Below are 23,283 nucleotides of genomic sequence, written 5' to 3' on the forward strand. Positions count from 1 at the left end.
AACGCGACGCCCCCTAGCATGGCTTTTGAGCCACGACAAACCTCCGTCTGCCGGAATATCAGGCGTGCGGGGGAAGGGCTTTTCGCGCGGCTGGAGCGGGGACTTGAAGCGGAGCGAGAACAGCTCGGCCTGTGGGTTCCCGTAGCAGTGGGAATCGGCATTGCAGCTTGGCTATCTCTTTCTAACAGACTGGAATGGCTTGCTTTCTGTTGCGGTGCGGTAGCTTTGGCGACTGGCGGATTGGCCCTGCCGGTTGGCGCGCGCCTGCGTCAGATGCTGGTGTTGGCGGGCTTGCTGGCCTGTGCAGGCTGCCTGTTGATATGGGGTAAAGCGACCATCTTTGGCGCACCGCCCCTGCCGAGGGCGGTCTTTCTGGAGGTTACAGGTGAGGTCATGGCCGTCAACGCCGTGCCCGCGCAGCAATTGAGTCGCGTGTCGATCCGTCCGATCGAGCCGGTAGCTCTACCCCCTTTGATCAGGGTAAATATCGCCGCAGCCGATATGCCCGCGGGCATTGGGCGAGGCGCCATCATCCGGTTTCGAACGCGCTTGATGCCGCCCGCACCAGCCAGCCTGCCAGGCGGCTATGATTTCGCGCGCCGCGCCTATTTCCAGGGAATAGGGGCCACAGGCCGTGCGCTGAAGCCGATCGCGGTGCTCAGGCCCTCGGAGGAAGCGCCGCCGCTGCGCAACCGCTTGTTCGCGCACATATTGCAACAGGCGGACGGCGATGGCGCTGGCATTGCGGCTGCCCTGGCGACCGGGGATCAGGGCGCCATCGCCGAGGAGGATGCAGAGGCGATGCGCCGTAGCGGCCTTGCCCATCTGCTCTCGATCAGCGGTCTGCATGTTACGGCGCTGATCGGGGCGGTCATTTTCCTGCTCATGCGGGTCATGGCGCTAAGTCGTCGCGCGGCGCTCAGCTTGCCGCTGATGCTGATTGCGGCAGGGGGCGGCGCGCTGGCGGGTGTCGGCTATACGTTGCTGACGGGGGCGGAGGTGCCGACCGTCCGGTCCTGCGTGGCGGCGCTGCTGGTGCTGGGCGGGCTTGCCCTTGGCCGGGAGGCGATCACTTTGCGCTTGATCGCCGCAGGTGCGCTGGTCGTGTTGTTCTTGTGGCCGGAAGCGCTTGCCGGGCCGAGTTTCCAGATGAGTTTCGGGGCCGTGATCGCACTCGTCGCATTGGGCGAACATCCCCGGTTTCGCGCCTTTGCGGCGGTGCGGGAGGAAAGCGCGCTGCGCAAGTTCGGGCGATCAGTTGCGATATTGTTGTTTTCCGGGTTCGCGGTCGAACTGGCGCTGGCGCCCATTGCGCTTTTTCATTTTCACAAGGCGGGGATGATGGGCGCATTTGCAAATCTGATCGCCATTCCCCTGACCACTTTTGTCGTCATGCCACTGGAAGCACTGGCGCTGTTGCTGGACGTCGTCGGTCTGGGCGCTCCGGCCTGGTGGCTGGCCAGCCGGGCTCTCGGATTATTGCTGTGGATAGCGCATGCGGTGGCGGCGAGCCCGTGGGCGGTCGTTACCGCGCCGGTGGTGCCCAACGCTGTCTTTGGCATGATTGTGTTGGGTGGGCTATGCTGTCTGTTATGGCGAGGTCGTTGGCGTTGGATCGGACTGGCGCCGGTCGCGATCGGGATTGTGATCATCGTGACGACGTCCCCACCGGAGATTCTCGTTACCGCTGATGGACGCCATGTGGCGGTCCGGAGCGCAGACGGCGGCATGGCCATCCTGCGGGATCGGGCGGGCGATTATGTGCGGGACATGATGGCGGAAAGCGCGGGGTATGACGGCGCTCTTGCCGCGATGGCGGATTTGCCAGAAGCCAGTTGCTCAAGGGATCTCTGCATGGTCGCCCTATCGGCAGGCGGTCGGGTTTGGCGGCTGCTCGTAACACGAACCGGCGACTTGGTGCCGAAATCGACGCTGGCAGGGGACTGCGCCCGTGCGGATATTGTTGTCGCCGATCGCCGCCTGCCGTCATGGTGTCGTCCGCGCTGGTTGAAGGCTGACCGGCGGCTGCTGGCGCGGACAGGCGGGCTTGCTATCGATCTGGACGAGGGCAAGGTGCGGGCCGCGAAAGTTGCCGGCGACGCGCACCCCTGGATCGCTCGACCTTCGGAACGATGGCCCCGCCGCCGTTCCGATTAGTTGTAGCGGCGCAGCAATCCCGCCAGCTTGCCCTGAATGCGCACTTGCCGCGTGTCATAGATTTGCGGTTCGTAGACGCTGTTGGCCGGATCGAGCCGAACCTTCGGCCCTTCGCGATGGAAATATTTGAGCGTAGCTTCGCTATCTTCAATCAAGGCAACGACGATCTGTCCTTCGCGCGCAACCTCGGTCTTTTGGATCAGGGCGAAGTCGCCATCCAGAATACCCGCCTCGATCATGGAGTCGCCCGAGACTTCAAGCGCGTAATGATCGCCAGCGCCGAGCAGCGCGGCGGGGACGGACAGCATATTCTGTCCCTCCATCGCCTCTATCGGAACGCCGGCAGCGATCCTGCCGTGAAGCGGGATTTCAATCACGTCATTCGCGGCGATCGGTGGTCTCGACGCCAACTGAGGTTTTGGCGGGACCACGATCTTGGGCGCACGATGCATCGCTTCGGGCAGTTTCAGCACCTCCAGCGCGCGCGCGCGATTAGGCAGGCGACGAATAAAGCCGCGCTCTTCCAGTGCATTGATCAGCCGGTGGATGCCGGACTTGGACCGCAGGTCAAGCGCCTCCTTCATTTCCTCGAAGGATGGCGAAACGCCACCTTCCTCCAGCCTGTTTTGAATGAAGCTGAGCAATTCCTGTTGCTTGGGCGTCAGCATGCCTGCGTGTCCTCCATGGAACGGATGGAGAACACTTAGGAAACGAAAACGGGGAAGTCAAGCAGGCTTACGCCGAGCGTAACGAAAGGAACGGACCTGCCGCCCGGCCGTTTATTCGCCGCCTTCCCAAAGAGGGTGAATAGGAGAGTAACATGCCTAATCAGAACGACAAGGACAGCAGTCAGCGCCGTCAGCAAGGTGGCGACCGTTCGGACCAGACCGGCCGTCAGCAGCAGCAGGAAAATCGCCAGGGTCAGATGGGCGACGCCCAGAAGAACAAGAGCGATCAAGGCAAGCAGCAGCGCTGAACCAGCGTCCGGTTTGCGAATTGGGAGGGGCCGCGATGCGGCCCCTTTCTCATGCGTGAAGCGAAATGACGGCCACCTGGTCGCCGACCGCCGCTGGAGCAGAGCCTGCGGTGCGTACGATGAGGCTGTCCGCCCGGGCCAAGGCGGCGGTCGCTGCGCTGTCCTGCGATGTGACCGCAATCAATCCATCGCCGGTGCGGAAGGCGCGGAGATAATCATCGCGTTCGCCGGTAGCTGGCAGGGGCGCGGCCAAAGTGGCGCTGGCGATGCGTGGCAGTGGATCGGCAGCGCCCGCCATGTGCCGGACGAGGGGTAGCAGAAAGAGGGTCGCCGTCACAAAGGCGGAAACCGGGTTGCCGGGCAGTCCGAGGAAAATGGCGTCGCGCAGCTTCCCTGCCATCAGCGGCTTTCCCGGACGCATGCGGATCTTCCAGAAATCGAGATCACCCCCCGCGGCGGCGAAGGCGGGGCGAACAAGATCGTGATCGCCTACCGATGCGCCACCTGTGGAGACGATGATGTCCGCCTGACTGGCTCGCTCCAGCGACTGTATCATCAGATCGAGATCGTCTGGCACGATGCCGATGTCGAGAATTTCGCAGCCCAGGGCGCCGAGCATCGCGCCCAGCATGGGCCCGTTTGACGAGGGCAGGCGGCCGGGCGGTGTCGGCGCGCCCGGCGGCACAAGTTCATTACCGGTGGAGATCAGCGCCACGCGCGGGCGGGCGCCCACCGGCAGGCTGCCATGACCGCCCAGAACGGCCAGCGCAATCTGCGCCGGGCCCAACGCAGCGCCTGCCGTCAGAAGCTGCTGGCCCTTGTGAAAGTCGGAAGCTGCTGGCCGGACATTGCGCCCCACCGACAAGCCGGGCCCGCGTGCATGGAGAAGGCCCTCCTCAAGGTCGGCATCTTCCTGGATAAGGACGGTGTCTGCGCCCGGTGGCAGTGGAGCGCCCGTGAAGATTCGGGCGCTTTCGCCCGCAGCCAGGGGGAGGGGGAGGCCGCCGCCTGCTATGCTTTCGGCCGTGACGCGCCAGGGGCCGGGCCATTCACTGGCACGGATGGCGTAGCCGTCCATGGCGGAAAGGTCGGCCCAAGGCTGATCGCGCAGGGCATGGATATCGCGGGCGAGCCAGCGTCCAGCGCACGCGGAAGCAGGCACATCCTCGGCGGCAAGGCGATCTCCGAGCGCCAGCAGGCGTGCCTGTGCCTCCGCGACCGGGAGCAGGCTCATGCCGCGCGCCAGTCGCCCGACTTGCCGCCGGACTTGGCGAGCAACCGCACATCGCCGATGATCATGCCCTTATCCAGCGCCTTGGCCATGTCGTAGATGGTAAGGAGCGCAACCGATGTGGCGGTGAGCGCCTCCATCTCCACACCGGTCTGTCCGGCGGTTCTGGCGGTCGCGGTTGCGGTGACGCCAGCGGGTTCAAGGTCGAAGTCGATGTTGACAGAGCTTAGCGCGATGGGATGACAAAGGGGAATGAGGTCGGCGGTGCGCTTGGCGGCCATAATCCCCGCCACCCGGGCAACCGCGAGGACGTCGCCCTTTTTGACAAGACCCTGCGCTATGGCGGCGGCGGCTTCATTGCTCATCGCGATATGGCCCGTGGCGACGGCCTCGCGGCTCGTCACTGCCTTGGCCGACACATCGACCATGCGGGCAGATCCATCCTCATCAAGATGTGTGAGATTGGTCATTTGTCGGTAAGAAGCGTGCGGGTCGCGGCTTCCACGTCAGGCTGCCGCATCAGGCTTTCGCCGACCAGGAAACAGCGGACGCCATGATCCGACATGGCGACCAGATCGGCATGGCTGCCAAGGCCGCTTTCGGCGACGAAGGTGCAGCCTTCGGGCGCGTGGGCGACCAGTTCGTAGGTGCGCGCGAAATCTACGCTGAAGTCACGCAGGTCGCGATTGTTTACGCCGATGAGACGTGAGCGCAGCTTGAGTGCGCGCTCAAGCTCGCTGGCGTCATGCACTTCGACAAGGGCGTCCATGCCCAGGCCGAGCGCGGCGTCCTCAATCTCCTCCATCTGCCCGTCGTCCAGGGCGGCAACGATGATGAGGATGGCGTCTGCGCCCAGCGAGCGGCTTTCCAGCACCTGCCATGGGTCAACCATGAAATCCTTGCGCAGGACGGGCAACGAGCAGGCCGAGCGGGCGGCCATCAGATAGTCGTCATGACCCTGGAAATAGGGTTCGTCAGTCAGGACCGACAGGCATGCCGCGCCCGCAGCGGCATAGGCTTGCGCATGGGCCGGAGGATCAAAATTTTCGCGGATAAGCCCCTTGGACGGGCTCGCCTTCTTGATTTCCGCGATGAGGCCGAAGCCGGAGCGGGCGGCGCTGTCCAGTGCCTGCCGAAAGCCGCGTGGCGGCGTCTGTTCGGCGGCGCGGGCGTGAAGGGTGGACACGGTGATCGCAGCCTTGCGGCGTGCTACCTCCTCCCGCTTCGTGTCGCAGATTTCGATGAGCTTGTTGGTCATTAATAGGCAATCCAGCAATTGAGCAGCGCATTGGCAAGCCCGCGATCAATGGTTTCGGCCGCTTCTTCGACGCCTTCACGCAGGTCGGCAACGGCGTCAGCCACCACGAGCGCGGCGGCGGCGTTGAGCAGCACTGCATCGCGATACGGGCCTTCCTCCCCTTGGAGCAGCGCGCGAAGCGCGGCGGCGTTGTGGGCCGGGTCGCCGCCCCGGATCGCCTCGACGGGGTGGGTGGGAAGTCCGGCGTCCGTAGATGTGATGCGGCGCATGGCGACAAGGCCCTGTGCGGTGACCTCGGCCACGTCATTGCCACCTGCGAGCGACAGCTCGTCCAGCCCTTCATCGCCGGAGACGATCATTGCGCGATCGACCCCCAGGTCGGCGATCGCTTCGGCATAGATCGGGACATAGGCCGGGCGGGCGATGCCGACGAGCTGGCGGCGGACCCCCGCTGGATTCGCAAGCGGGCCCATCAGGTTGAAGATGGTGCGCTGGCCAATCGCCTTGCGGATCGGGCCGAAGCGTTTGAGCGCCGGGTGATGTTTTTGCGCGAACAGGAAACAGATGCCGAGATCGGCTAGCGTTTCCTCGGCGGTTTCGGCGGCGCGATCAAGGTTGAGGCCAAGAGCTTCGAGCGTGTCCGCCGCCCCAGCCTTGGACGAGGCGGCGCGATTGCCATGCTTGGCGACCGGCGTTCCCGCCGCCGCGACCACGAGCGACACGGCGGTCGAGACGTTGAGCGTATGATGGCCATCGCCGCCAGTGCCGCATACGTCGATGGCGCCGGCGGGGGCGGCGACCGGGATCATGCGCGCGCGCATGGCGCGGGCGGCGGCGGCGATCTCGATCGCGCTTTCGCCCCGGTGCGCCATGGTTAGAAGGAAGGTGGCGATGTCCGCTTCGGCCAGATCGGCGTCGAACAGCATATCGAAGGCGCGGGCGGCCTCGGGAGCGCTCAGCGGCGTTGCGGGATCGGGCAGGCGGGTCATCGCCTGTGCCTTAATCAATCTGCGCTGCTTGAGTCGAGGGTTTCAACACGCTCAGCCCCGCCGCGCGGCGAAAATCTCAATCATGCATCGGGGAAGAGCGGTAATCAGGCGGCTACCCGCTTTCGCACCGGAATGCCCGCAATACGCATGAAGTTGGCCAGCATTTCATGGCCATATTCGGTCGCAATGCTCTCCGGATGGAACTGGACCGAGTGGATCGGCAGGCTCTGGTGACGGAAACCCATGACTGAGCCATCCTCGCTGGTCGCGTTGACGACGAGGCTTTGCGGAATGTCCTCGACGATAAGCGAATGATAGCGCGTGGCGGTAAAGGGCGAAGGGATGCCTTCAAACAGGCCAGTGCCGTCATGGGTGACAGGCGATGTCTTGCCATGCATCAGGCCGCCACGCACGACCCGACCGCCGAAATGCTGGCCAATCGCCTGATGGCCGAGGCACACACCGAGCAGCGGCGTCCCCGCATCCGCGCAGGCGCCTACAAGCTCCAGGCTGACGCCCGCTTCATTGGGTGTGCAGGGACCGGGCGACAGCAGAAAGGCGCTGGCGCCGCTGGACATGGCTTGTCCCGCCGAAATGGCGTCGTTGCGGACCACTTCCACCTCTGCGCCCAATTCCATCAGATAGTGGACGAGGTTCCAGGTGAAGCTGTCGTAATTGTCTATGACGAGGATCATGGGGTGGAGGCTATAGTGCGCCAGATGCGCGCGGCCAACGAGAATCGGCGCGGGCGGCGTTCGGCTTCCCGCTGTCGCCCAAGAATGAGGTGAGTGCCGGAACCGACAGCGCCGTCAGCCGCTTCATGAGCATATTTGTTCGTGAGGAGGATGGAAATGGCCAAAGCCGAATTTACTGACGCGATTGCCCTGCTGAAAGCTGACCACCGGAAGGTCGAGGACCTGTTCGAGCAGTTCGAAAAAGCCAAGGCGGCAAGCCGCAAGCAGGACATCGCGCATCAGATCTGCACCGAGCTGAAAATCCACACGATGATCGAGGAAGAGATTTTCTATCCGACCTTTCGTGGCAAGATAGAGGATGACACGCTGGACGAAGCCTATGTCGAGCATGATGGTGCGAAATTGCTGGTGAATGACATCGAGGCGGGGTCGCCTGAGGATGATTTCTACGATGCCAAGGTGACCGTGCTGTCTGAAGAGATCAAGCACCATGTGAAGGAGGAGGAGCAGCCGTCAGAGGGCATGTTCGCCCAGTGCCGCAAGACGGATGTAGACCTGGTTGAATTGCGTGATCGGATGATGGCCCGCAAGGAGGAACTGATGGCGCAGGCCAAGGCCAGCGGACTGCCGGCAGCCCAGCCACGGACCGTCAATCAGGTGCCCGCCTGACCAGCTTGAAAAAGCCAGCGCATTATCCCATATGCGCTGGTGCCGGGTTCGCCCGGCTATGGTGATAAATCGTATCGTGCAATAGGCGCAGCGGACCCGGGGGCAGTACCCGGCGGCTCCACCACATGTCCCGCACTGCCGGGGCGTCTGATGGGGCCGAACTAGGATCGACGTGTGTTGAAAAGCGAATGCCTTCACCCGGCCTGAGTACGCCGTAAAAAGGTTCGAAACCTACAAGTGCCAACGATAACGAGGCTCTTGCTCTTGCTGCGTAATTGATGGCCTCACGGCCGGACATTACTCAAAAAGAACGCGGTTGAACCCACCGGGCAACAGAAGGGAATTCAGCGGCTTCCGGAGGAGCCGGGCAACAGAATCCTCCGGACCCTTCCTATATCAATGATCGCGCGCTTCGGCTTTCCGGCGGGACAGCGGGACGTTGTCCATTCGACTCGTCCCGGGGATTCGACTCGGGTCCATATCTCCGAGACCATTCAATTACAGTTTTATGACACTAAAAAGAATTTATCTTAATCAATTGTTTTAAAAGGAATAAAAAACCTTTTCGAATGCTCTTCCTGATCTTGTCCCAATGTCATCATAGTGAAATAATCATCGCTACATTGGAGAGTTTTTTTCGGGAGAAACGGGATGGTGAAGGGCGCTGTAGCCATGGGCTTGATACTGGCTTCGATTGCATCGGCTCCGGCTTTGGCCGCGTCGGATGAAGTCGTTGTTGTGGGTGTCCCGGATGGCGAGCTTGCCGCTGCTTCCCTGTTGGCCGGACGTTATGAAAAAGCGGCTGACCGTTTGGCCGCCGCCTGGCCGGATGGCGCGAACGATCCAGCGCGGCTCATAAACCTTGGTAACGCATATGTCGGCCTGGGTCGAATGAAGGATGCGCGCGAGGCTTATGTCGCTGCTCGCTTTGCACCGGACTCGGCGCTGCTGCTGGCTAACGGTGCGGAAGCCTCTTCGCGGGAAGTCGCCCGTCGTGCGCTTGGCCGACTTGAGGCGAGCTACGCGATGCGCTGAGGCGAGTTTTTCGATTGTAGCCGAAAGGGGTGTCGTTCGGGGGAGCGGCGCCCCATTTTCGTACATGAAACGCCCGAATGTCACCGAACTGGCACAAAAGTCTCAAAAATGTAATTTTCTAGTCACGCATTCGTCACTGAAACAAAATGTCCCTGTCATTTGCCACCCCTAGCTGCGGCCATCGAGGGCGACAGGGGGCGTTGTCCGATTCGTAATTCCCCTGCGCTCCGCATCCTATCACAAACCGGCAGTAGCCGGAGCGGAGACGACATGGCCAAGATGAACCGTATCACTACCATTCTTCTGGCGGGTTGCGCCAGCGCGGCGCTGAGCGCGTGCGGCGCGGATGACATTGCTTCGCCCGGCGAGGGGACGATCGTCCTGCCCGCGCCGACGCCGAGCCCGAGCCCAACGCCAACCCCGACACCAACGCCTACTCCGGGTCAGGTGACGGCAGCTGCGAACTGCCCGACCATTCCGGGCGCCGTTCAGCTGACCAACCGCGGCACGATTTCCGACAACAATGGCAACAGCTGGCGCAACTGCGGTTTCCCCGCGCGCTTCACTGAAACCACGACGATCCCCAAGGTCGCCGGTGTGATCTATTCGCTGCCGGGCCGTGTAGATGTCGGCACCGACCAGGGGGCCGCCAGCACCAACACCGAAGTTACGTTGAACGTCGATCCCGGCGTCGTCGTTTTTGCGTCCACGGGCAATGCCTATCTGGCCGTCAATCGCGGCAACCGTATCAATGCGGTCGGCACCGCATCGCAGCCGATCATCTTCACCAGCGAATCCAATGTTCTTGGTACAGCCAATGACCAGACATCGCAGCAGTGGGGCGGCGTTGTTCTCCTCGGACGTGCACGCATAACCGACTGTCTGGCTCCCGGCGCAGCGCCCGGCACCGCCGCCTGCGAACGCGACACGGAAGGCAGCAGCGGCGCGCTTTATGGCGGCGCGAACGATGCCGATAATTCCGGCCGCATGTCCTACGTTCAAATTCGCTATTCGGGCTTTGCCCTGGCTGGCGGCAGCGAGCTGCAGGGCCTTACCCCGTCGGGCGTCGGTTCCGGCACGCAGCTGGACCACATCCAGGTTCACAACAGCTCGGACGACGGCATCGAAGCGTTTGGCGGCAACGTCCACTTCAAGCATCTGGTCCTGACCGGCAACGAAGACGATAATTTCGACTCCGACGTCGGCTATCGCGGTACGGTTCAATATGTCATCAGCGCCCAGCGCGCGAACAACGACATCGGTGACGGCTTCCTAGAAACCGACTCCAATGGCGGAGCCGAGGCCAACAACAGCGAAGACGCGCTGCCCCGCCAGTATCTGAAGATTGCGAACTTCACCTACATTCATCGTTCGACCACGGGCAGCAATGGCGCGGCCATGCTGCTGCGCGGCGGTGCGGACCTGACGCTGGTGAACGGCCTGATCGTTGCTCCGACCAACAGCTGCCTGCGCATCGACAGCACGACCACCGTACGTGACGCCGACACTGCGCTGCAGGATGCTGGCAAGCCGCGCTACATCTCTGTGGCGATGCAGTGCAACAGCACGCCTTACAAGGGCAGCCGTGGCGTAGACGCAGCAACGGTCCAGTCGATCTTCGAAGCGGGTCCGAACAGCACCATCAGCTACACCCCGTCGCTGACGAGCCTGTTCATCAACGGCGCAACGGAAACCGCGCTGACGGCGATCGATCCCAAGACGATCGACAGCGCATTCGACACGACCAACTATGTCGGCGCGGTGAAGGACAGCAACGACACCTGGTACGCCGGCTGGACCTGCAACTCGGTGACCGCCAGCTTTGGCAGCGCCAGCGGCAGCTGCACGGCCATCCCGACGACCTGATCGGACCTGACCTCAACAGGGGCGGGGGAGCGGCAAATGCGCTTCCCCGCCTTCTTTGCACCTTTCTAATTTCCCAAAGGGGGACCTTTAGCCATGTCGAAGCCGCTCAGCCTGGCGCGCATGCTCCTGATTACATCCGCATTGTCCGCCCCGGCGGCGATGGCGCAAACCGCACCTGACAACGCGCCAACGTCGGGCGTGCCGAGCGCTTCGGAAGAAGCGGACGCGCAGACCGGCAACGTCGATGTGTCGATCCCCGGATCGGACATCATCGTCACTGGCCGCCGCACCAGCAATGTGTCGCAGGCTGCGCCGCAGGTGGTGAACATTCTTTCCGCCGCTGACATCAAGCGCACGGGCGAAGGCGACATCGCCGGGTCGCTTCAGCGCGTGACAGGACTGTCAGTCGCCTCGGGCGGTTTCGTCTATGTCCGTGGTCTTGGCGACCGCTATTCGCTGGCGCTGCTGAACGGTTCGCCTCTGCCAAGCCCTGAGCCGCTCAAGCGTGTGGTGCCGCTCGACATCTTCCCGACCAGCGTGATCGCATCGACGCTGGTGCAGAAGAGCTTTTCGGCTAATTTCCCCGGAGAATTCGGCGGTGGCGTCATCAACCTGACGACCAAGGCGATACCGGTCGAAAGCTATCTTGAAATCGGACTGGGCAGTTCGGCCAATACCGAAACGTCGGGGCAGCTTGGCTACACCCACTATGGCGCCAAGTCGGACTGGACCGGCTTTGATGATGGCACGCGCGATGTGCCGCCATTGCTGCAACAGGCTTTCAACAGCGGGGTGCCGTTTTCCGACATGGCGCGCGCCGACTTGCGTGGCATCGCCATGCAGTTCCAGAACAGCGATACGTCGGTCGTGCAGCGCACCAATAGCCTGCCGTTCAATTTTTCCGCGTCGCTGAATGGTGGCACCGCCTTTGATATAGGCAGCGATGGGCGTCTGGGTATCCTGGCGACCGCGTCCTACAATAATAAATGGCGCACGCGCGACACGTTGCAGCAGGCTTCGTTGGACGTTGCGAATGGTGCTGGCCGGAACAACCAGCAGATCAGCACCGAGAATCAGGTGACCGTCAACGGCCTGTTGGGCGTCGGCCTGGAATTGGGCGACCAGAAGCTGCGTTGGACCAACATCTATATCCGTGACACTCTTAAGCGCAGCGCGCTGGCGATCGGCCAGAATGACGGGCTGATCCAGGGCGCGGACTATCTGACGCAGCAGACTGCATGGTACGAGCGTCAGTTGATCGACACGCAGTTTGCGGGCGAGTTCAAGCTGGGCGACCTGAGCCTGGATGTGCGGGGCAGCTACGCCAATTCGCAACGAGAGGCGCCCTATGAGCGGGAATTCGTCTACGTCCGCACCAATGTCGATACGGCCATCGATCCGGTTGGCGACCGCTTCGTCAACGCGCTCAACCGTCAGCGCGGCGATGCTTCGGTAACGTTCAGCGACCTGAATGAAGATTTGTGGTCTGCGGGCGTGGATCTCAGCTACAAATTCTCGCCTGACCTGTCGGCGACCATTGGTTATGCATTCAGTGACACGAAGCGAACGTCGTCGCGCTATGAACTGCATTTCGATGCCGTCAACCTGCCGCTCGCGGTGCAGCAACTGCGCCCCGACTATCTGCTGTCGGATGCGTCGATCCAACTGTATGATATTGGCCTGCTGGAATTTTCCGGCAATTATCCGGTTTACGACGCCGCGCTGCGGACCCATGCGGGCTACGCGCAGGTGAAAGCGTCGGTGTTGCCGGGCCTGTCCTTCGACGCAGGTGTGCGTTTCGAAAAGGGTCGCCAGTCTGTGACGGGCGTGGATGTGTATGACACCGGCATCACGCCGTTCAATCAGATCCGCAAGGAATATTGGCTGCCTGCCGCTACGATCACGCTGGAAGCGGCGAAGGGTCTTCAGTTCCGCCTGAGCGGTTCCAAGACGATTGCGCGGCCTCAATTCCGCGAGCTGATTGCGCAGCCATTCCTCGATCCTGAATCGAACCGCTTCTATCGCGGTAACCCCTTCCTGCAGGACAGCGAATTGTGGAACGCCGACCTGCGTGCGGAATGGTATATGGGGCGTGACGAGCGGTTGACGGCGGCAGCCTTCTACAAGAAGATCAAGAACCCGATCGAAACCTATACGACGATCACCGACACCTACACGGTGACGACCAGCTTCGCCAATGCTCCGGAAGCTACACTGTACGGGTTTGAAGTTGAGACGCAGAAATATCTGCCCCTCGACGGCTGGTCGGACAGTGATTTCTTCCAGAGCCGCCGGATCGTGCTGATCGGCAACTACACCTATACCCAGTCGGAGTTGAAGGTCGGGGCAGGCGATACGACCATCCCCTACAGCTACACGACCGGACCTTTGCCAGCCGCGTCGGACTTCTTCCAGGATGGCGTGCCGTTGACCGGACAGTCGGACCATCTGGTCAACTTGCAGATCGGTCTGGAGGATACGGACAAGCTGTCGCAGCAGACGCTGCTGTTGACCTACGCCAGTCCGCGCGTCACCAGCCGTGGTCCAAACCTGCAGCCGGACATCAAGGAAAAGCCGGGCGTCACGCTGGACTTCGTCGCGCGGCAGGGGGTGACTTTGCCGGGCCGCGTTAACAGCGAGTTCAAGTTCGAGGTCCGCAACATCTTGGGTCGCAAGTTCCAGGAGTTCCAGGAACTGGACGGAAACAAGGTGTTCTATAACCGGTACAAGATCGGCACGACCATTTCGGCTTCTCTGACGGTCGCGTTCTGATCGACTTGTTTGTCGATAAGAGGGCCGGCTCGCGTCAAGCGGGTCGGCCTTTTTGCTTGCTGATTCGCTCGCTCGACCGGGATATGCTAGGTGACCGCTAAAAGGCGGAGACGGCCCCGGTGAAGCAGGAAGTCGAGCTGAAGTTGGAGTTGCCGCGAGGCGCGGTGGACGCCTTTGAGCGTTCGGCGGTGTTGCCCTCCCAAGGGGGCAGGGCAATGCTGGAGGCGGTCTATTTCGACACGCCCGATAAGCAGCTTCAGGCGCTGGGCTATACGCTGCGCATACGCCGCTCGGGGGATGAGCGCATCCAGACCGTGAAGGCCGATCAAGGCGAAACCGGCGGTGGATTGTTCGCGCGGGCGGAATGGGAAATGCCGGTCGCGCAGGATGAACCCGTACTCGATACACGCACGCCCATTGCTGCGGCGCTCGGCGAAGCGGCAGGCACAATCGCGCCTGTATTCCATGTCAATGTCGAGCGACGGACCTGGCTGATCAGCGAGGGTCGCGCCAAGACCGAGCTGGTGTTCGACCAAGGGATGGTGCGCGCAGGCGATCGGCAAGCGCCGATCTGCGAGATCGAGCTGGAGCGCAAGGCTGGCGAACCTGCCGCGCTGTTCGCGTTGGCGCGGCGCATCGAATCGGTGGCGCCGGTGCGGTTGGGCGTGGCCGCGAAATCCGAGCGGGGCTACCGGCTGCTGGAGGCCGCCTCCGCCTGTTTCAAGGCCGAAAAAGTGTCGTTGAAGGCCGGGGCGCGCGCAGTTGACGCGTTCCAGACTATCGCCCGGGCGTGCGTGCGGCATTATCGGCGGAACGAGGACCTGCTGCTCGATAATTATGATCCGCAGGCGCTGCATCAGACACGGGTGGCGGTGCGGCGGCTGCGATCGGCGCTGACGCTGTTCAAGCCAATGCTTGCCGAGGCGGATGTTACCCGCTTCCAGGATGAGTTGCGCTGGTTGGCGCAGCTGTTGGGCGAGGCGCGCGATCTGGACGTACTGATCCAGCGCACCGAGGCAGGGCAGCTTCATGACAGGATCCATGAGGTGCGCGGACCAGTTCATGCCGAGGTTGTCGAAGCACTCGATTCCCGGCGTGTGCGCGGCATGATCATCGACATTGTGGAATGGCTGACCGTTGGTGCTGGAAAAGCGGACGCGGATAGGCAGCAGCTGCGCGACGAACCTGCGGAACAGTTTGCGGCCCGCCGCTTGCAGCATTTTCATCGCTGGGTGGTGAAGCACGGGCGGCGGATGACGAAGCTGGATGACCAGCGGCGTCATGAAGTCCGGAAAAAGGCAAAGAAGCTGCGCTACGCATCGGAATTTTTCTCCGAACTCTTCGCCGGGACGAAGAAGGAACGGCGGCGATATGTCCGCTACATCGAGACGCTGGAAAAGTTGCAGGATGAACTGGGCGCGCTCAACGATCTGGTCACCATGCCCAGCCTGTTGGCTCGATACGGGCTGACCGACGATGCGGCGATGGTCAAGGGCGGCGGGAGCAAGAAGAAACGCCTCGCCGCTGCCGCTGACGCTCATGAGGAATTGGCGGATGCCAAGCGCTTCTGGCGCTGACGATCAGGCCCAAGGCCGTTCGCGAAACCATTTGGTGATGATGTGTTTGACGCCGCTTCGCACCTTCATGCCGTGATGCAGGCTGGCGCCATTATATTTACCCGGCTCCAGACGGTTGTTCCAGGCGAGTAGCTTGCCGGTTTCGGGCTGGACCGTCTTGCCGATCTTGACGAAGCGCGTTGCTCCCCCAGCGGCGGGCCGGTTGAGATAGACCATCAGCGTCCAGGTGCGGTTGCCCGCGACCGAACAATAACGCTCGAAATCCATACCGCGCGGCTCGAAATAATCAGTGTGCGGCTTGAATTCCTGTCCCACCGCATAACGCTGGCCCTGTATCGGTTCGCCATAGGCGGGGTCGATACCTGCAAAGGCCGCGAGCTTCTCGTCGATCGCGGCGATGAATGGGTCGGCGCGATCCAGATCGCAGGTCTCGCTGGTACGAAAGCCGATATCGCCATTGGCATCGGCGATGGTGGAAGGTCGGCGGATAGCTTCAATCCGGTCTATCAGGCCCGCGCATTCGTCTGGCGTCAGGAAATCGCGCCGGATGAAGAGGGTTAGCTCACGGCTAGGCACGCGTTGCACATGGGGATGCCCGGCGATCCACGCAGGGTCGGCGTCGGTATATCTGGGGACAGGTCGGTCGGGCATGGACAGCCATCAGGTGAGGAGCAGCCCTCTAGCTATCGCCGGACGTTTGAAATGCAAGCGTCGTCGCTTGCGAATTGCTGTTGTCACAGATAGGTCACATGTTTGTCATCCAATAGTAAAAACAGTTTCCTAGCAGGCGCCGGTATCAAGGGGGATCACCAGCTTCATGCGCGTGCCGTTCCGCGACAATATTCAGAGCTTTGGCAGCCGGCTGGCGCCGATCGAATGGCCGCGCGTCATCGAAAAGCTGTTGCTCGGCGTTCTCGCCCTGCAATGCGCGCGACTGGTATGGGCGGTGCTGACGCCGGTCGGCAGCTTTGGGCCATGGGAAGGCAGGCAGGCGCAGTTTCCCAGCGTGGCCGCGCGGCAGGCATTGTTTTCCAGCTTCGATCCGTTTTACCGGGCGGGACCGCAGCAGGCGGCGGGTGGCGGTGTCGTCACTTCGCTGGCGCTGACCGTTTACGGCATCCGGCTGAATGAGGGATCGGGGCTGGGGTCGGCAATCGTCGCTGGTCCAGATGGCGTGCAGAACAGTTTTGCGGTTGGTGAAGAGATATTGCCGGGCGTGGTGCTCAAGGCGGTTGCGTTCGATCATATCACCATCGATCGGGGCGGCGCTGAGGAGCAAGTGTTCCTCGACCAGTCGCAGCCTGCATCTGATGCGCCCGCGCCGGGGGAAGGCGCGCCGCCTGTGCCCGTGACCGGCATCGACAACCCAACGGCGGATGGCTTGAAGCGCGACATCGGCTTTGCGCCACGCATGCAGAATGGCCGTATCACCGGCCTGATCCTGACGGGGCGCGGGCCGACGTTCCAGAATGCCGGGTTCCAGCCCGGCGATATCGTCACCCAGGTCGATGGACAGCCGGTTGGTTCTCCCAGCGATCTTCAGGCGCTGCAGGGCAAGATTGTCCCCGGAGCGCGGATTTCCCTTACTGTCGAGCGTGGCGCGAGCCTTTCGACGATCAACCTAACCCTGCAGGGCCAATGACCAGAAAATTGCTTCTTTCCGCCTCCCTGGCCCTCGTCCTGGCAGCGCCCATCGCTTCGCCGGTGCTGGCGCAGCAGACGCTGAATGTACGAGACGCCGACATCCGCGCGTTTATTCAGGATGCCGCGCGGGTGACCGGGCGGACCTTCATCATCGACAATCGGGTGCAGGGAAAGGTGTCGGTCGTGACCGACCGGCCGCTGTCGCGATCCGAATATTTCGAGATTTTTCTGTCCACCCTGCGTGCGAACGGCTTGGTGGCCGTGCCAGCACCGGGCGGAGCCTATCGCATCCAGCCTGCCGATGGCGCGGCAGGGCAGCCCAGCGTCGTGGGGCGTGGCTCCAATCGCAATCAGTTCGTGACAGAGGTGTTCCGCCTGCGCTCCATCGACGCGGCGAGTGCGCTTGAAACATTGCGGCCGTTGGTGAGCAAGGATGGGTCCGTGACCGCCAACCGCGCCGGTAACAGCGTCGTGGTGGCCGATTATGCGGACAATATCGGCCGTATTCGGCAGGTTTTGGCGCGGATCGATCGAGACACGGCGGCGACGCAGACGGTGACGTTGCGCAATGCGGGCGCGCGCGAGATTGCGACATCGCTTCAGGCGTTGGTGCAGAGCGGCGGGGAGGGCGCGCAGCGGGCGGCGACGATCGTACCGATCGATAGCAGCAACTCCGTCGCAATCCGGGGCGATTCAGGAACGGTCGCTCGCCTGGCGCAGATGGCGCGCGATCTGGACCGGCAGGCGGCGAGCGGGACAGAAATTCGCGTCTACTGGCTGGAACATGCCGATGCGGAAAAGCTGTTGCCGGTGTTGCAGCAACTGGTTGGGCAATCGGCCGGTTCGGCGGTGACGGCTTCGGTCCCTGTGGCGGCGGATGGACCGCCTCCGCCAGCAGCGGCCCCTGCTGCCATGCCGTCCAGCGGATCTTCGGGCAGCGGCATTTCGACGCGCGGGCCGGCGATCGTGACGCGCTATGAAGGCGCAAACGCGATCATCGTCGCAGCAAACAGCGACGTGCAGCGCATGCTGGGCGAGACGATCCGTCAGCTCGACACGCGGCGAGAGCAGGTGCTGGTGGAAGCGATCATCGTCGAAATCAGCGATGCCGCCGCCAAGAAACTGGGCGTTCAGTTCCTGATCGGCAGCACCAAGACAGGCTTTGCCGCTACCAATTATTCCAACGCTTCACCCAATCTGCTGACGATTGCCGGAGCCGTCGCGGCTCGCGAACTTGGAGACAGAACGACAGTCACCGTAGAAAGCAACGGCACGACGACGACGACGACCTCGCGCAACAGCAGCGATCTGGAATCGACGTTGGCGGAGGCCGCGTTCAACAGCCTGACCAGCGCCACCGGTGTTATCGGCGGTCTTGGGACGCAAATTGGCCAGAATGGCATTTTCGGTGCGATCATCAATGCGGTGAAGTCCGATACCGACAGCAATATCCTGTCCACGCCTTCGGTCATGACGCTGGACAATCAGAAGGCGTCGATCCTGGTGGGCCAGCAGGTGCCCATCACCACCGGAGAGGCGCTGAGCCAGAATTTCGATAATCAGTTTCGCACCGTTCAGCGGCAGGATGTCGGCGTCAAGCTGGAGGTGAAGCCGCAGATCAATACCGGCGGCGCGATCAAGCTGTTCCTGAAGCAGGAAGTGTCGAGCGTCGCAGGGCCGGTTTCCAACAGCAGCAGCGACCTCATCATCAACAAGCGTGAGATCGAGACGACTGTGACGGTGGATGATGGCGAGATATTGGCATTGGGCGGCCTGCTGGACGATAATGAACGCAAGACGATCGAGCGCATCCCTTTGTTATCCGACATTCCGGGGCTGGGCGAGTTGTTCAAGTCGCGCAGCAAGAGCCGGACCAAGACCAACCTCATGATCTTCATCCGGCCGACCATCCTGCGGTCCAAGGAGGATGCACAGCGCCTGACGCAGCAGCGGTACGGCTATGTCCGCGACATGCAGTTGCGGCGTAATCCCGATGTCGAACCGAGCATCGACGAATTGGTGCGCGACTATATGGGCGCGACGCCGCCGGCAGCCGCGACTCAGGCGAGCGATGCGGTGGTACAGCCTCCGGTGGAAGTCATCGAGCCGACCGCTCGCCGGTCGAGCAGCGTGGTGCGGCCGATCGATGTTCCGGTCAGTGGATCACAGCGATGAGCGACGACGTCGATGATGCAGGCAAAGCCGCGCCCCATTTTGCGCCCCGCGTGGTGGACATTCCCTACATATTCGCGCGCAAGAATGGGGTCGTTATGCTGCCGGTCGAAGGCGATCGTTTGACGATAGCCGTACGCGAAGGCAGCGACCCGCGCATATTACTGGAAGTCCGGCGACATCTGGCCCGCAGTTTCGACGTCCGGTTCGTCGATGGCGCGCAGTTCGACAAGCATCTGTCCGATCATTATGCGATGGAAGGCAGCGCAGCTGCCATGGCGGGATCGCTGGAGGTTGGGGCTGATGAGCTGGATATCCTGGCCGCTGACATACCCACCGCCGACGACCTGCTTGACAGCGCGGACGATGCGCCCGCCATCCGGCTGATCAACGGCATCATCGCCGAAGCGGCGCGGCAGGGCGTTTCGGACATTCACATCGAACCTTATGAAACCGGCCTGATCGTGCGGATGCGGATCGACGGCGTATTGCGGGAAACGCTGCGCATGCCGCCGCATGTCGCGCCGGTGGTCGTTAGCCGCATCAAGGTGATGGCGCGTCTGGACATTGCTGAGCGCCGGGTGCCGCAGGACGGGCGCATCGGCCTGACGCTGGGCGGCAAGCTGCTCGACGTGCGCGTATCGACGCTGCCCAGCCGGGCGGGCGAGCGCGTGGTGCTGCGTATCCTGGACAAGGAAAATGCGGGCATGAACCTCGATCTGCTCGGCATGGCGGGAGCGGCTGACCGGATTTTTCGTGAAGGATTGCAAGAGCCGAACGGGATTATTCTGGTCACGGGTCCGACAGGATCTGGTAAGACCACTACGCTCTATGCCGGTTTGCGGCAGTTGAATGACGGCACCCGCAACATCCTGACGGTCGAGGACCCGGTCGAATATGCGATCGAGGGGGTGGGGCAGACGCAGGTCAATGCGAAGGTCGGGCTGACCTTTGCGGCCGGACTGCGCGCCATTTTGCGGCAAGATCCCGATGTGGTGATGATCGGCGAAATCCGCGACCGGGAAACGGCGGAGATCGCCGTGCAGGCATCGCTGACCGGGCATCTGGTGCTGTCCACGGTGCATACAAATGACGCCGTTGGCGCGATCACGCGGATGCGCGACATGCGGGTGGAGCCGTTCCTTCTGGCATCGACGCTGCGGGCGGTGATTGCGCAGCGGCTTGTGCGGCGTTTGTGCCAGCATTGCCGCGAACCGGTGCAGGCGGACAAGTCGGCCAGCGCCCTGCTTGGTTTCGATCCCGGAACGATCATCTACCGCGCGCGGGGATGCGAGGCATGTAACGGGACCGGCTACAAGGGACGGATCGGCGTGTTCGAGGCGATCCGCGTGGATGATACGATCCGCCGCCTGATCAACGATGGTGGTGACGAGTCGCTAATCGCGCGCCACGCTTTCCTGAATGCGCCCAACCTCGGTTCGGCCGCCCGCGCGCTGGTGCGCGACGGTCAGACCACGGCCGAGGAGGCGATCCGGGTGTCGCGGCGTGACGCTGCGGAGGTGGAAACCATCGCAGATGGCTGAGTTCGACTATATCGCCATCGATCCTGCGGGGAAGGAGCGGTCGGGCAAGGTCAAGGCCGATACGATGGACGACGCGCGCGCCAGGCTGGATGCGCGCAAGCTGTTCATCGTGCGGATCGAGCCGGGCGCCGTGGAAAAGGCCGCAAGCCGAACGGGGCTATCGCTGCGCTCTCCGCGGCTGTCGGCCAAGGAACTGACGCTGTTTACCCGCCAGCTATCGACGCTGATCCAGGTCAGCCCGCTGGAGGAGACGCTGCGCACGATCGGGCGGCAGAGCGAGCAGGCACATGTCCGGGCCATCGTGAGCAAGGTCCATTCGGGCGTGCTGGAAGGGCGGCGGCTGGCCGATGCGTTGGGCGCCGAGCCCAAGAGTTTCCCCCCGCTGTATCGGGCGATGGTGTCGGCGGGCGAAAGCTCAGGCAGCCTGCCGCCGATCATGGAGCGGCTGTCGGACCTGATGGAACGGCAGGCGGTGATCCGGTCCAAGGTGCTGACCGCCATCGCTTATCCCAGCGTGCTCGCGGTTTTTGCGGTGTGCGTGGTCGCGGCGTTGATGATCTTCGTCGTGCCCAAGGTGGTGGAGCAGTTCGATACGGTGGGGCAGGATCTGCCGCTGCTGACGCGCATGGTGATGGGGCTTTCCGCCTTTCTGGCTGGCTATTGGTGGCTGCTGCTGATCCTGATGGGGATCGGCGCATTCGCTTTCTGGCAAGCGTTGAAGGTGGGGGCCTTTCGTTATCGGTTCGATGCGCTGCTTCTGCGATTGCCGCTTCTGGGGCGACTGATCCGCGACCTGCACGCAGCGCGAATGGCGCGGACCCTGTCGACGATGGTTGCAAGCCGACTGCCGTTGATGGAGGGGCTGACGCTGACCACGCAGACGGTGCATAATCGGGTCCTGCGACAGGCATCGGAGGACATTGTCGAAGCTATTCGGGGCGGCGGCAGCCTGTCGGCGGCGTTGCGCCGCGCGGGCGTTTTTCCGCCCCTGCTGGTCTATCTGGCCGCGAGCGGGGAGAGCGCGGGACGGCTCGACACGATGCTGGAACGAGCGGCGGACTATCTGGAGCGGGAATTTGACAGCTTCACCTCGGCCGCGCTCGCCATGCTGGAGCCAGTTATCATCATATTGATGGGCGGTATTGTGGCGGTCATCATCCTGTCTATCCTGCTCCCCATCCTGCAATTGCAGAGCCTTACCGGGGCCTGAAGGAGTGAATATGTTTGATTGTGGTTCAGCTTCCGTTCGCCCCGATCCTGTCGGAGGGCTTCTCCCGCTTTCAGAAGAAAAGGGCTTCGACAAGTCCAGCCCGAACGGGGAGGGGGTGGCTCGCCGATCGGTTGAAAACGGCTTCATGCTTTCGAGGCGTTCTGCCGAGCACGGCTTTACCCTAGTGGAACTGATGGTCGTGATCGTGATCATCGGATTGCTGGCGACGATTGTGGCGATCAATGTCATCCCCGCGACCGACACGGCGCGGGTGGAGAAGGCCAAAGCCGACATTGCCACGATAGAACAGGCGCTGGAGCAATATCGGCTGGACAATATGACCTATCCATCGGCGACCGATGGCCTGCAGGCGCTGCTCAACCCGCCCGCTTCGCTTGCGCAGCCGCAGCGTTACCGGCGTGGCGGCTACATCAAGAAGCTGCCCAACGACCCATGGGGCAGGCCCTATGCCTATGCCATACCGGGGCGGAAGGGCGCGTTCGATATCAGCTCGCTGGGCGCGGATGGCCAGCCGGGCGGCGACAGTGAAAATGCCGACATCTATTCCAGCGAGCTTTGAGATTTCCGAAGTCCTTTTCCGTCGTGTGGGACGTCCGCTTTTGCAAGGCGCCGGTCGGCTGGAAGCCGACGGGCGCTCCGAAGGCGGCTTTACCCTTGTTGAGCTGATGGTCGTGCTGACGATCATCGGCTTCATTTCCGCTGCGGTCGTTCTGGCGATCCCGGACCCGCGCGGGAGGGTGATCGAGGATGCCGACCGCTTCGCCGCGCGCGTAGCCGCCGCGCGCGACGAAGCGGTCGTGACTGCCCGTCCCATGGGCGTGTGGGTTTCCGCTTCAGGCTATGGTTTTCAGCGGCGTGAAGGTGCGCAATGGACGCCGTTGGAGGACAAGCCCTTTGTCACCGCCAATTGGAAAGGCGGCACGCGGGCACTGGTGGGCAAGGACGGACGGCAGCAGATCGGCTTTGACGGCACGGGCCTGCCCACCGACGCGATGACGGTGACGCTGGCGCGCGAAGCCGAGCGTGTGTCAGTGACCGTGGACATGGCGGGGAAGGTCATGGTCGGTGGCTGAAGGCGGTCGTCCAGTTCGCGCCGGTGAGAGGGGCTTTACCCTGCTGGAGATGCTGGTGGCGCTGGCGGTGTTCAGCCTGGCCGCGCTGGCGCTGGTGCGGTTGCAGGGCGTGACGCTGCGGACTGCGGCGGACCTGGACAGCAAGGCGCTGGGCCAGATCGTTGCGCGCAACCTGATGGTGGAGGTGCAGACGGACCCCGCACCGCCTGCATTGGGTAGCCAGCAGGGCGAGGTTGACAATGGCGGCCGGCGCGGGCGCTGGAAGCGCGAAGTCAGGGCCCTGGACGACAAGCGGCTGTTGCAGGTCAATCTGACCGTCGACGGGGCGGCTGGATCTTCGCCGGTCGTGCTGAGCTTCGTGCGGGTGGTGCAGTGATGCGCCTTTTACCTTCCC

Annotated in this window: 21 protein-coding genes and 1 other RNA gene; 15 read left to right on the forward strand and 7 right to left on the reverse strand. The window is 62.7% G+C overall.

The genetic code is table 11. From position 1 onward, the window contains the following. Positions 1–18: 18 nt before the first annotated feature. Positions 19–2,157, forward strand: a complete 2,139-nt coding sequence (locus tag B6S01_RS13965) for a ComEC/Rec2 family competence protein (RefSeq protein WP_051908275.1) — start codon at positions 19–21, stop codon at positions 2,155–2,157. Here the strand turns inward: B6S01_RS13965 and lexA are convergent. Beyond that, positions 2,154–2,825 carry a transcriptional repressor LexA gene (gene lexA, locus B6S01_RS13970; protein ID WP_037466330.1) on the reverse strand — a complete coding sequence of 224 codons (672 nt, stop codon included), beginning with the start codon at positions 2,823–2,825 and terminating at the stop codon, positions 2,154–2,156. The two genes, B6S01_RS13965 and lexA, sit on opposite strands and share 4 nt — an antisense overlap. Positions 2,826–2,977: 152 nt before the next feature. On the opposite strand from lexA, the gene B6S01_RS21390 reads away from it, so the two are divergent. Continuing rightward, entirely contained in the window at positions 2,978–3,133 is a 156-nt protein-coding gene (locus B6S01_RS21390; RefSeq protein ID WP_169802842.1) for a hypothetical protein, read from the forward strand. 49 nt (positions 3,134–3,182) lie between these two features. Here B6S01_RS21390 and B6S01_RS13975 read toward each other — a convergent pair whose 3' ends face one another. The 5 genes from B6S01_RS13975 to B6S01_RS13995 form a co-directional block, all read right to left on the reverse strand. Beyond that, positions 3,183–4,367: a molybdopterin molybdotransferase MoeA gene (locus tag B6S01_RS13975; RefSeq protein ID WP_037466332.1), complete on the reverse strand. Its 1,185-nt coding sequence runs from the start codon at positions 4,365–4,367 to the stop codon at positions 3,183–3,185. Next, complete coding sequence (moaC, locus tag B6S01_RS13980; RefSeq protein WP_037466335.1) at positions 4,364–4,834, reverse strand: cyclic pyranopterin monophosphate synthase MoaC; 471 nt, start codon at positions 4,832–4,834, stop codon at positions 4,364–4,366. The genes B6S01_RS13975 and moaC overlap by 4 nt, the downstream gene beginning before the upstream one ends. Beyond that, positions 4,831–5,622 (reverse strand): indole-3-glycerol phosphate synthase TrpC, encoded by a 792-nt coding sequence (gene trpC / locus B6S01_RS13985; RefSeq protein WP_037466337.1) that lies wholly within the window; start codon positions 5,620–5,622, stop codon positions 4,831–4,833. Before trpC ends, moaC begins: the two co-directional genes overlap by 4 nt. After that, positions 5,622–6,611, reverse strand: a complete 990-nt coding sequence (gene trpD, locus B6S01_RS13990; protein ID WP_037466339.1) for an anthranilate phosphoribosyltransferase — start codon at positions 6,609–6,611, stop codon at positions 5,622–5,624. Before trpD ends, trpC begins: the two co-directional genes overlap by 1 nt. 104 nt (positions 6,612–6,715) lie before the next feature. Beyond that, complete coding sequence (locus B6S01_RS13995) at positions 6,716–7,306, reverse strand: anthranilate synthase component II (protein WP_037466340.1); 591 nt, start codon at positions 7,304–7,306, stop codon at positions 6,716–6,718. 156 nt (positions 7,307–7,462) lie between these two features. Here B6S01_RS13995 and B6S01_RS14000 point away from each other — a divergent pair, with 156 nt between their 5' ends. The 6 genes from B6S01_RS14000 to B6S01_RS14025 all read left to right on the forward strand — a co-directional run bounded on the left by B6S01_RS14000 (position 7,463) and on the right by B6S01_RS14025 (position 15,225). Next, a complete protein-coding gene (locus B6S01_RS14000) occupies positions 7,463–7,975 on the forward strand; it encodes a hemerythrin domain-containing protein (protein ID WP_037466786.1) in 513 nt (170 codons plus the stop codon). 1 nt (position 7,976) lies between these two features. Then, positions 7,977–8,322: a transfer-messenger RNA gene (gene ssrA, locus B6S01_RS14005) on the forward strand. Positions 8,323–8,626: 304 nt separating this feature from the next. Beyond that, positions 8,627–9,010, forward strand: a complete 384-nt coding sequence (locus tag B6S01_RS14010; RefSeq protein WP_037466342.1) for a hypothetical protein — start codon at positions 8,627–8,629, stop codon at positions 9,008–9,010. Between the two features lie 270 nt (positions 9,011–9,280). Then, entirely contained in the window at positions 9,281–10,876 is a 1,596-nt protein-coding gene (locus tag B6S01_RS14015) for a hypothetical protein (protein WP_037466343.1), read from the forward strand. Positions 10,877–10,969: 93 nt separating this feature from the next. Then, positions 10,970–13,648 carry a TonB-dependent receptor domain-containing protein gene (locus B6S01_RS14020; RefSeq protein WP_037466344.1) on the forward strand — a complete coding sequence of 893 codons (2,679 nt, stop codon included), beginning with the start codon at positions 10,970–10,972 and terminating at the stop codon, positions 13,646–13,648. A gap of 119 nt (positions 13,649–13,767) precedes the next feature. After that, the gene (locus tag B6S01_RS14025; protein ID WP_037466346.1) at positions 13,768–15,225 is read left to right on the forward strand and encodes a CYTH and CHAD domain-containing protein; all 1,458 of its coding nucleotides are present in this window, start codon (positions 13,768–13,770) and stop codon (positions 15,223–15,225) included. 3 nt (positions 15,226–15,228) lie between these two features. On the opposite strand, the gene B6S01_RS14030 is transcribed toward B6S01_RS14025, so the two are convergent. After that, a complete protein-coding gene (locus B6S01_RS14030; protein WP_037466348.1) occupies positions 15,229–15,876 on the reverse strand; it encodes a prolyl hydroxylase family protein in 648 nt (215 codons plus the stop codon). Positions 15,877–16,042: 166 nt separating this feature from the next. Here B6S01_RS14030 and B6S01_RS14035 point away from each other — a divergent pair, with 166 nt between their 5' ends. The 7 genes from B6S01_RS14035 to gspI all read left to right on the forward strand — a co-directional run bounded on the left by B6S01_RS14035 (position 16,043) and on the right by gspI (position 23,265). Next, positions 16,043–16,867: a type II secretion system protein N gene (locus tag B6S01_RS14035; RefSeq protein ID WP_037466350.1), complete on the forward strand. Its 825-nt coding sequence runs from the start codon at positions 16,043–16,045 to the stop codon at positions 16,865–16,867. Next, entirely contained in the window at positions 16,864–19,044 is a 2,181-nt protein-coding gene (gspD, locus tag B6S01_RS14040; RefSeq protein WP_037466352.1) for a type II secretion system secretin GspD, read from the forward strand. The genes B6S01_RS14035 and gspD overlap by 4 nt, the downstream gene beginning before the upstream one ends. Continuing rightward, complete coding sequence (gene gspE / locus B6S01_RS14045) at positions 19,041–20,585, forward strand: type II secretion system ATPase GspE (protein ID WP_051908278.1); 1,545 nt, start codon at positions 19,041–19,043, stop codon at positions 20,583–20,585. The genes gspD and gspE overlap by 4 nt, the downstream gene beginning before the upstream one ends. Next, a complete protein-coding gene (gene gspF / locus B6S01_RS14050; RefSeq protein WP_037466354.1) occupies positions 20,578–21,795 on the forward strand; it encodes a type II secretion system inner membrane protein GspF in 1,218 nt (405 codons plus the stop codon). Before gspE ends, gspF begins: the two co-directional genes overlap by 8 nt. A gap of 145 nt (positions 21,796–21,940) precedes the next feature. After that, complete coding sequence (gene gspG / locus B6S01_RS14055; protein WP_037466790.1) at positions 21,941–22,375, forward strand: type II secretion system major pseudopilin GspG; 435 nt, start codon at positions 21,941–21,943, stop codon at positions 22,373–22,375. A gap of 106 nt (positions 22,376–22,481) precedes the next feature. Beyond that, positions 22,482–22,889 carry a GspH/FimT family pseudopilin gene (locus tag B6S01_RS14060; protein WP_051908300.1) on the forward strand — a complete coding sequence of 136 codons (408 nt, stop codon included), beginning with the start codon at positions 22,482–22,484 and terminating at the stop codon, positions 22,887–22,889. A 49-nt stretch (positions 22,890–22,938) separates the two neighbouring features. Beyond that, positions 22,939–23,265: a type II secretion system minor pseudopilin GspI gene (gene gspI, locus B6S01_RS14065; protein WP_037466356.1), complete on the forward strand. Its 327-nt coding sequence runs from the start codon at positions 22,939–22,941 to the stop codon at positions 23,263–23,265. Positions 23,266–23,283: the final 18 nt, after the last annotated feature.

Origin of the sequence: Sphingobium herbicidovorans, from assembly GCF_002080435.1 — a bacterium.
Classification (GTDB): Bacteria; Pseudomonadota; Alphaproteobacteria; order Sphingomonadales; family Sphingomonadaceae; genus Sphingobium; species Sphingobium herbicidovorans.

What these genes read in the sequence shown, in the direction of transcription:
- B6S01_RS14035 (WP_037466350.1), top strand. Translation starts at nt 16,043, where the DNA reads ATGCGCGTGCCGTTCCGCGACAATATTCAGAGCTTTGGCAGCCGGCTG.
- B6S01_RS13975 (WP_037466332.1), bottom strand. Translation starts at nt 4,367, where the DNA reads ATGAGCCTGCTCCCGGTCGCGGAGGCACAGGCACGCCTGCTGGCGCTC.
- B6S01_RS13965 (WP_051908275.1), top strand. Translation starts at nt 19, where the DNA reads ATGGCTTTTGAGCCACGACAAACCTCCGTCTGCCGGAATATCAGGCGT.
- B6S01_RS14060 (WP_051908300.1), top strand. Translation starts at nt 22,482, where the DNA reads ATGGTCGTGCTGACGATCATCGGCTTCATTTCCGCTGCGGTCGTTCTG.
- B6S01_RS14020 (WP_037466344.1), top strand. Translation starts at nt 10,970, where the DNA reads ATGTCGAAGCCGCTCAGCCTGGCGCGCATGCTCCTGATTACATCCGCA.
- trpD (WP_037466339.1), bottom strand. Translation starts at nt 6,611, where the DNA reads ATGACCCGCCTGCCCGATCCCGCAACGCCGCTGAGCGCTCCCGAGGCC.
- trpC (WP_037466337.1), bottom strand. Translation starts at nt 5,622, where the DNA reads ATGACCAACAAGCTCATCGAAATCTGCGACACGAAGCGGGAGGAGGTA.
- B6S01_RS21390 (WP_169802842.1), top strand. Translation starts at nt 2,978, where the DNA reads ATGCCTAATCAGAACGACAAGGACAGCAGTCAGCGCCGTCAGCAAGGT.
- B6S01_RS14030 (WP_037466348.1), bottom strand. Translation starts at nt 15,876, where the DNA reads ATGCCCGACCGACCTGTCCCCAGATATACCGACGCCGACCCTGCGTGG.
- gspE (WP_051908278.1), top strand. Translation starts at nt 19,041, where the DNA reads ATGAGCGACGACGTCGATGATGCAGGCAAAGCCGCGCCCCATTTTGCG.
- B6S01_RS13995 (WP_037466340.1), bottom strand. Translation starts at nt 7,306, where the DNA reads ATGATCCTCGTCATAGACAATTACGACAGCTTCACCTGGAACCTCGTC.
- gspG (WP_037466790.1), top strand. Translation starts at nt 21,941, where the DNA reads ATGCTTTCGAGGCGTTCTGCCGAGCACGGCTTTACCCTAGTGGAACTG.
- B6S01_RS14000 (WP_037466786.1), top strand. Translation starts at nt 7,463, where the DNA reads ATGGCCAAAGCCGAATTTACTGACGCGATTGCCCTGCTGAAAGCTGAC.
- lexA (WP_037466330.1), bottom strand. Translation starts at nt 2,825, where the DNA reads ATGCTGACGCCCAAGCAACAGGAATTGCTCAGCTTCATTCAAAACAGG.
- gspD (WP_037466352.1), top strand. Translation starts at nt 16,864, where the DNA reads ATGACCAGAAAATTGCTTCTTTCCGCCTCCCTGGCCCTCGTCCTGGCA.
- moaC (WP_037466335.1), bottom strand. Translation starts at nt 4,834, where the DNA reads ATGACCAATCTCACACATCTTGATGAGGATGGATCTGCCCGCATGGTC.
- gspI (WP_037466356.1), top strand. Translation starts at nt 22,939, where the DNA reads ATGCTGGTGGCGCTGGCGGTGTTCAGCCTGGCCGCGCTGGCGCTGGTG.
- gspF (WP_037466354.1), top strand. Translation starts at nt 20,578, where the DNA reads ATGGCTGAGTTCGACTATATCGCCATCGATCCTGCGGGGAAGGAGCGG.
- B6S01_RS14015 (WP_037466343.1), top strand. Translation starts at nt 9,281, where the DNA reads ATGGCCAAGATGAACCGTATCACTACCATTCTTCTGGCGGGTTGCGCC.
- B6S01_RS14010 (WP_037466342.1), top strand. Translation starts at nt 8,627, where the DNA reads ATGGTGAAGGGCGCTGTAGCCATGGGCTTGATACTGGCTTCGATTGCA.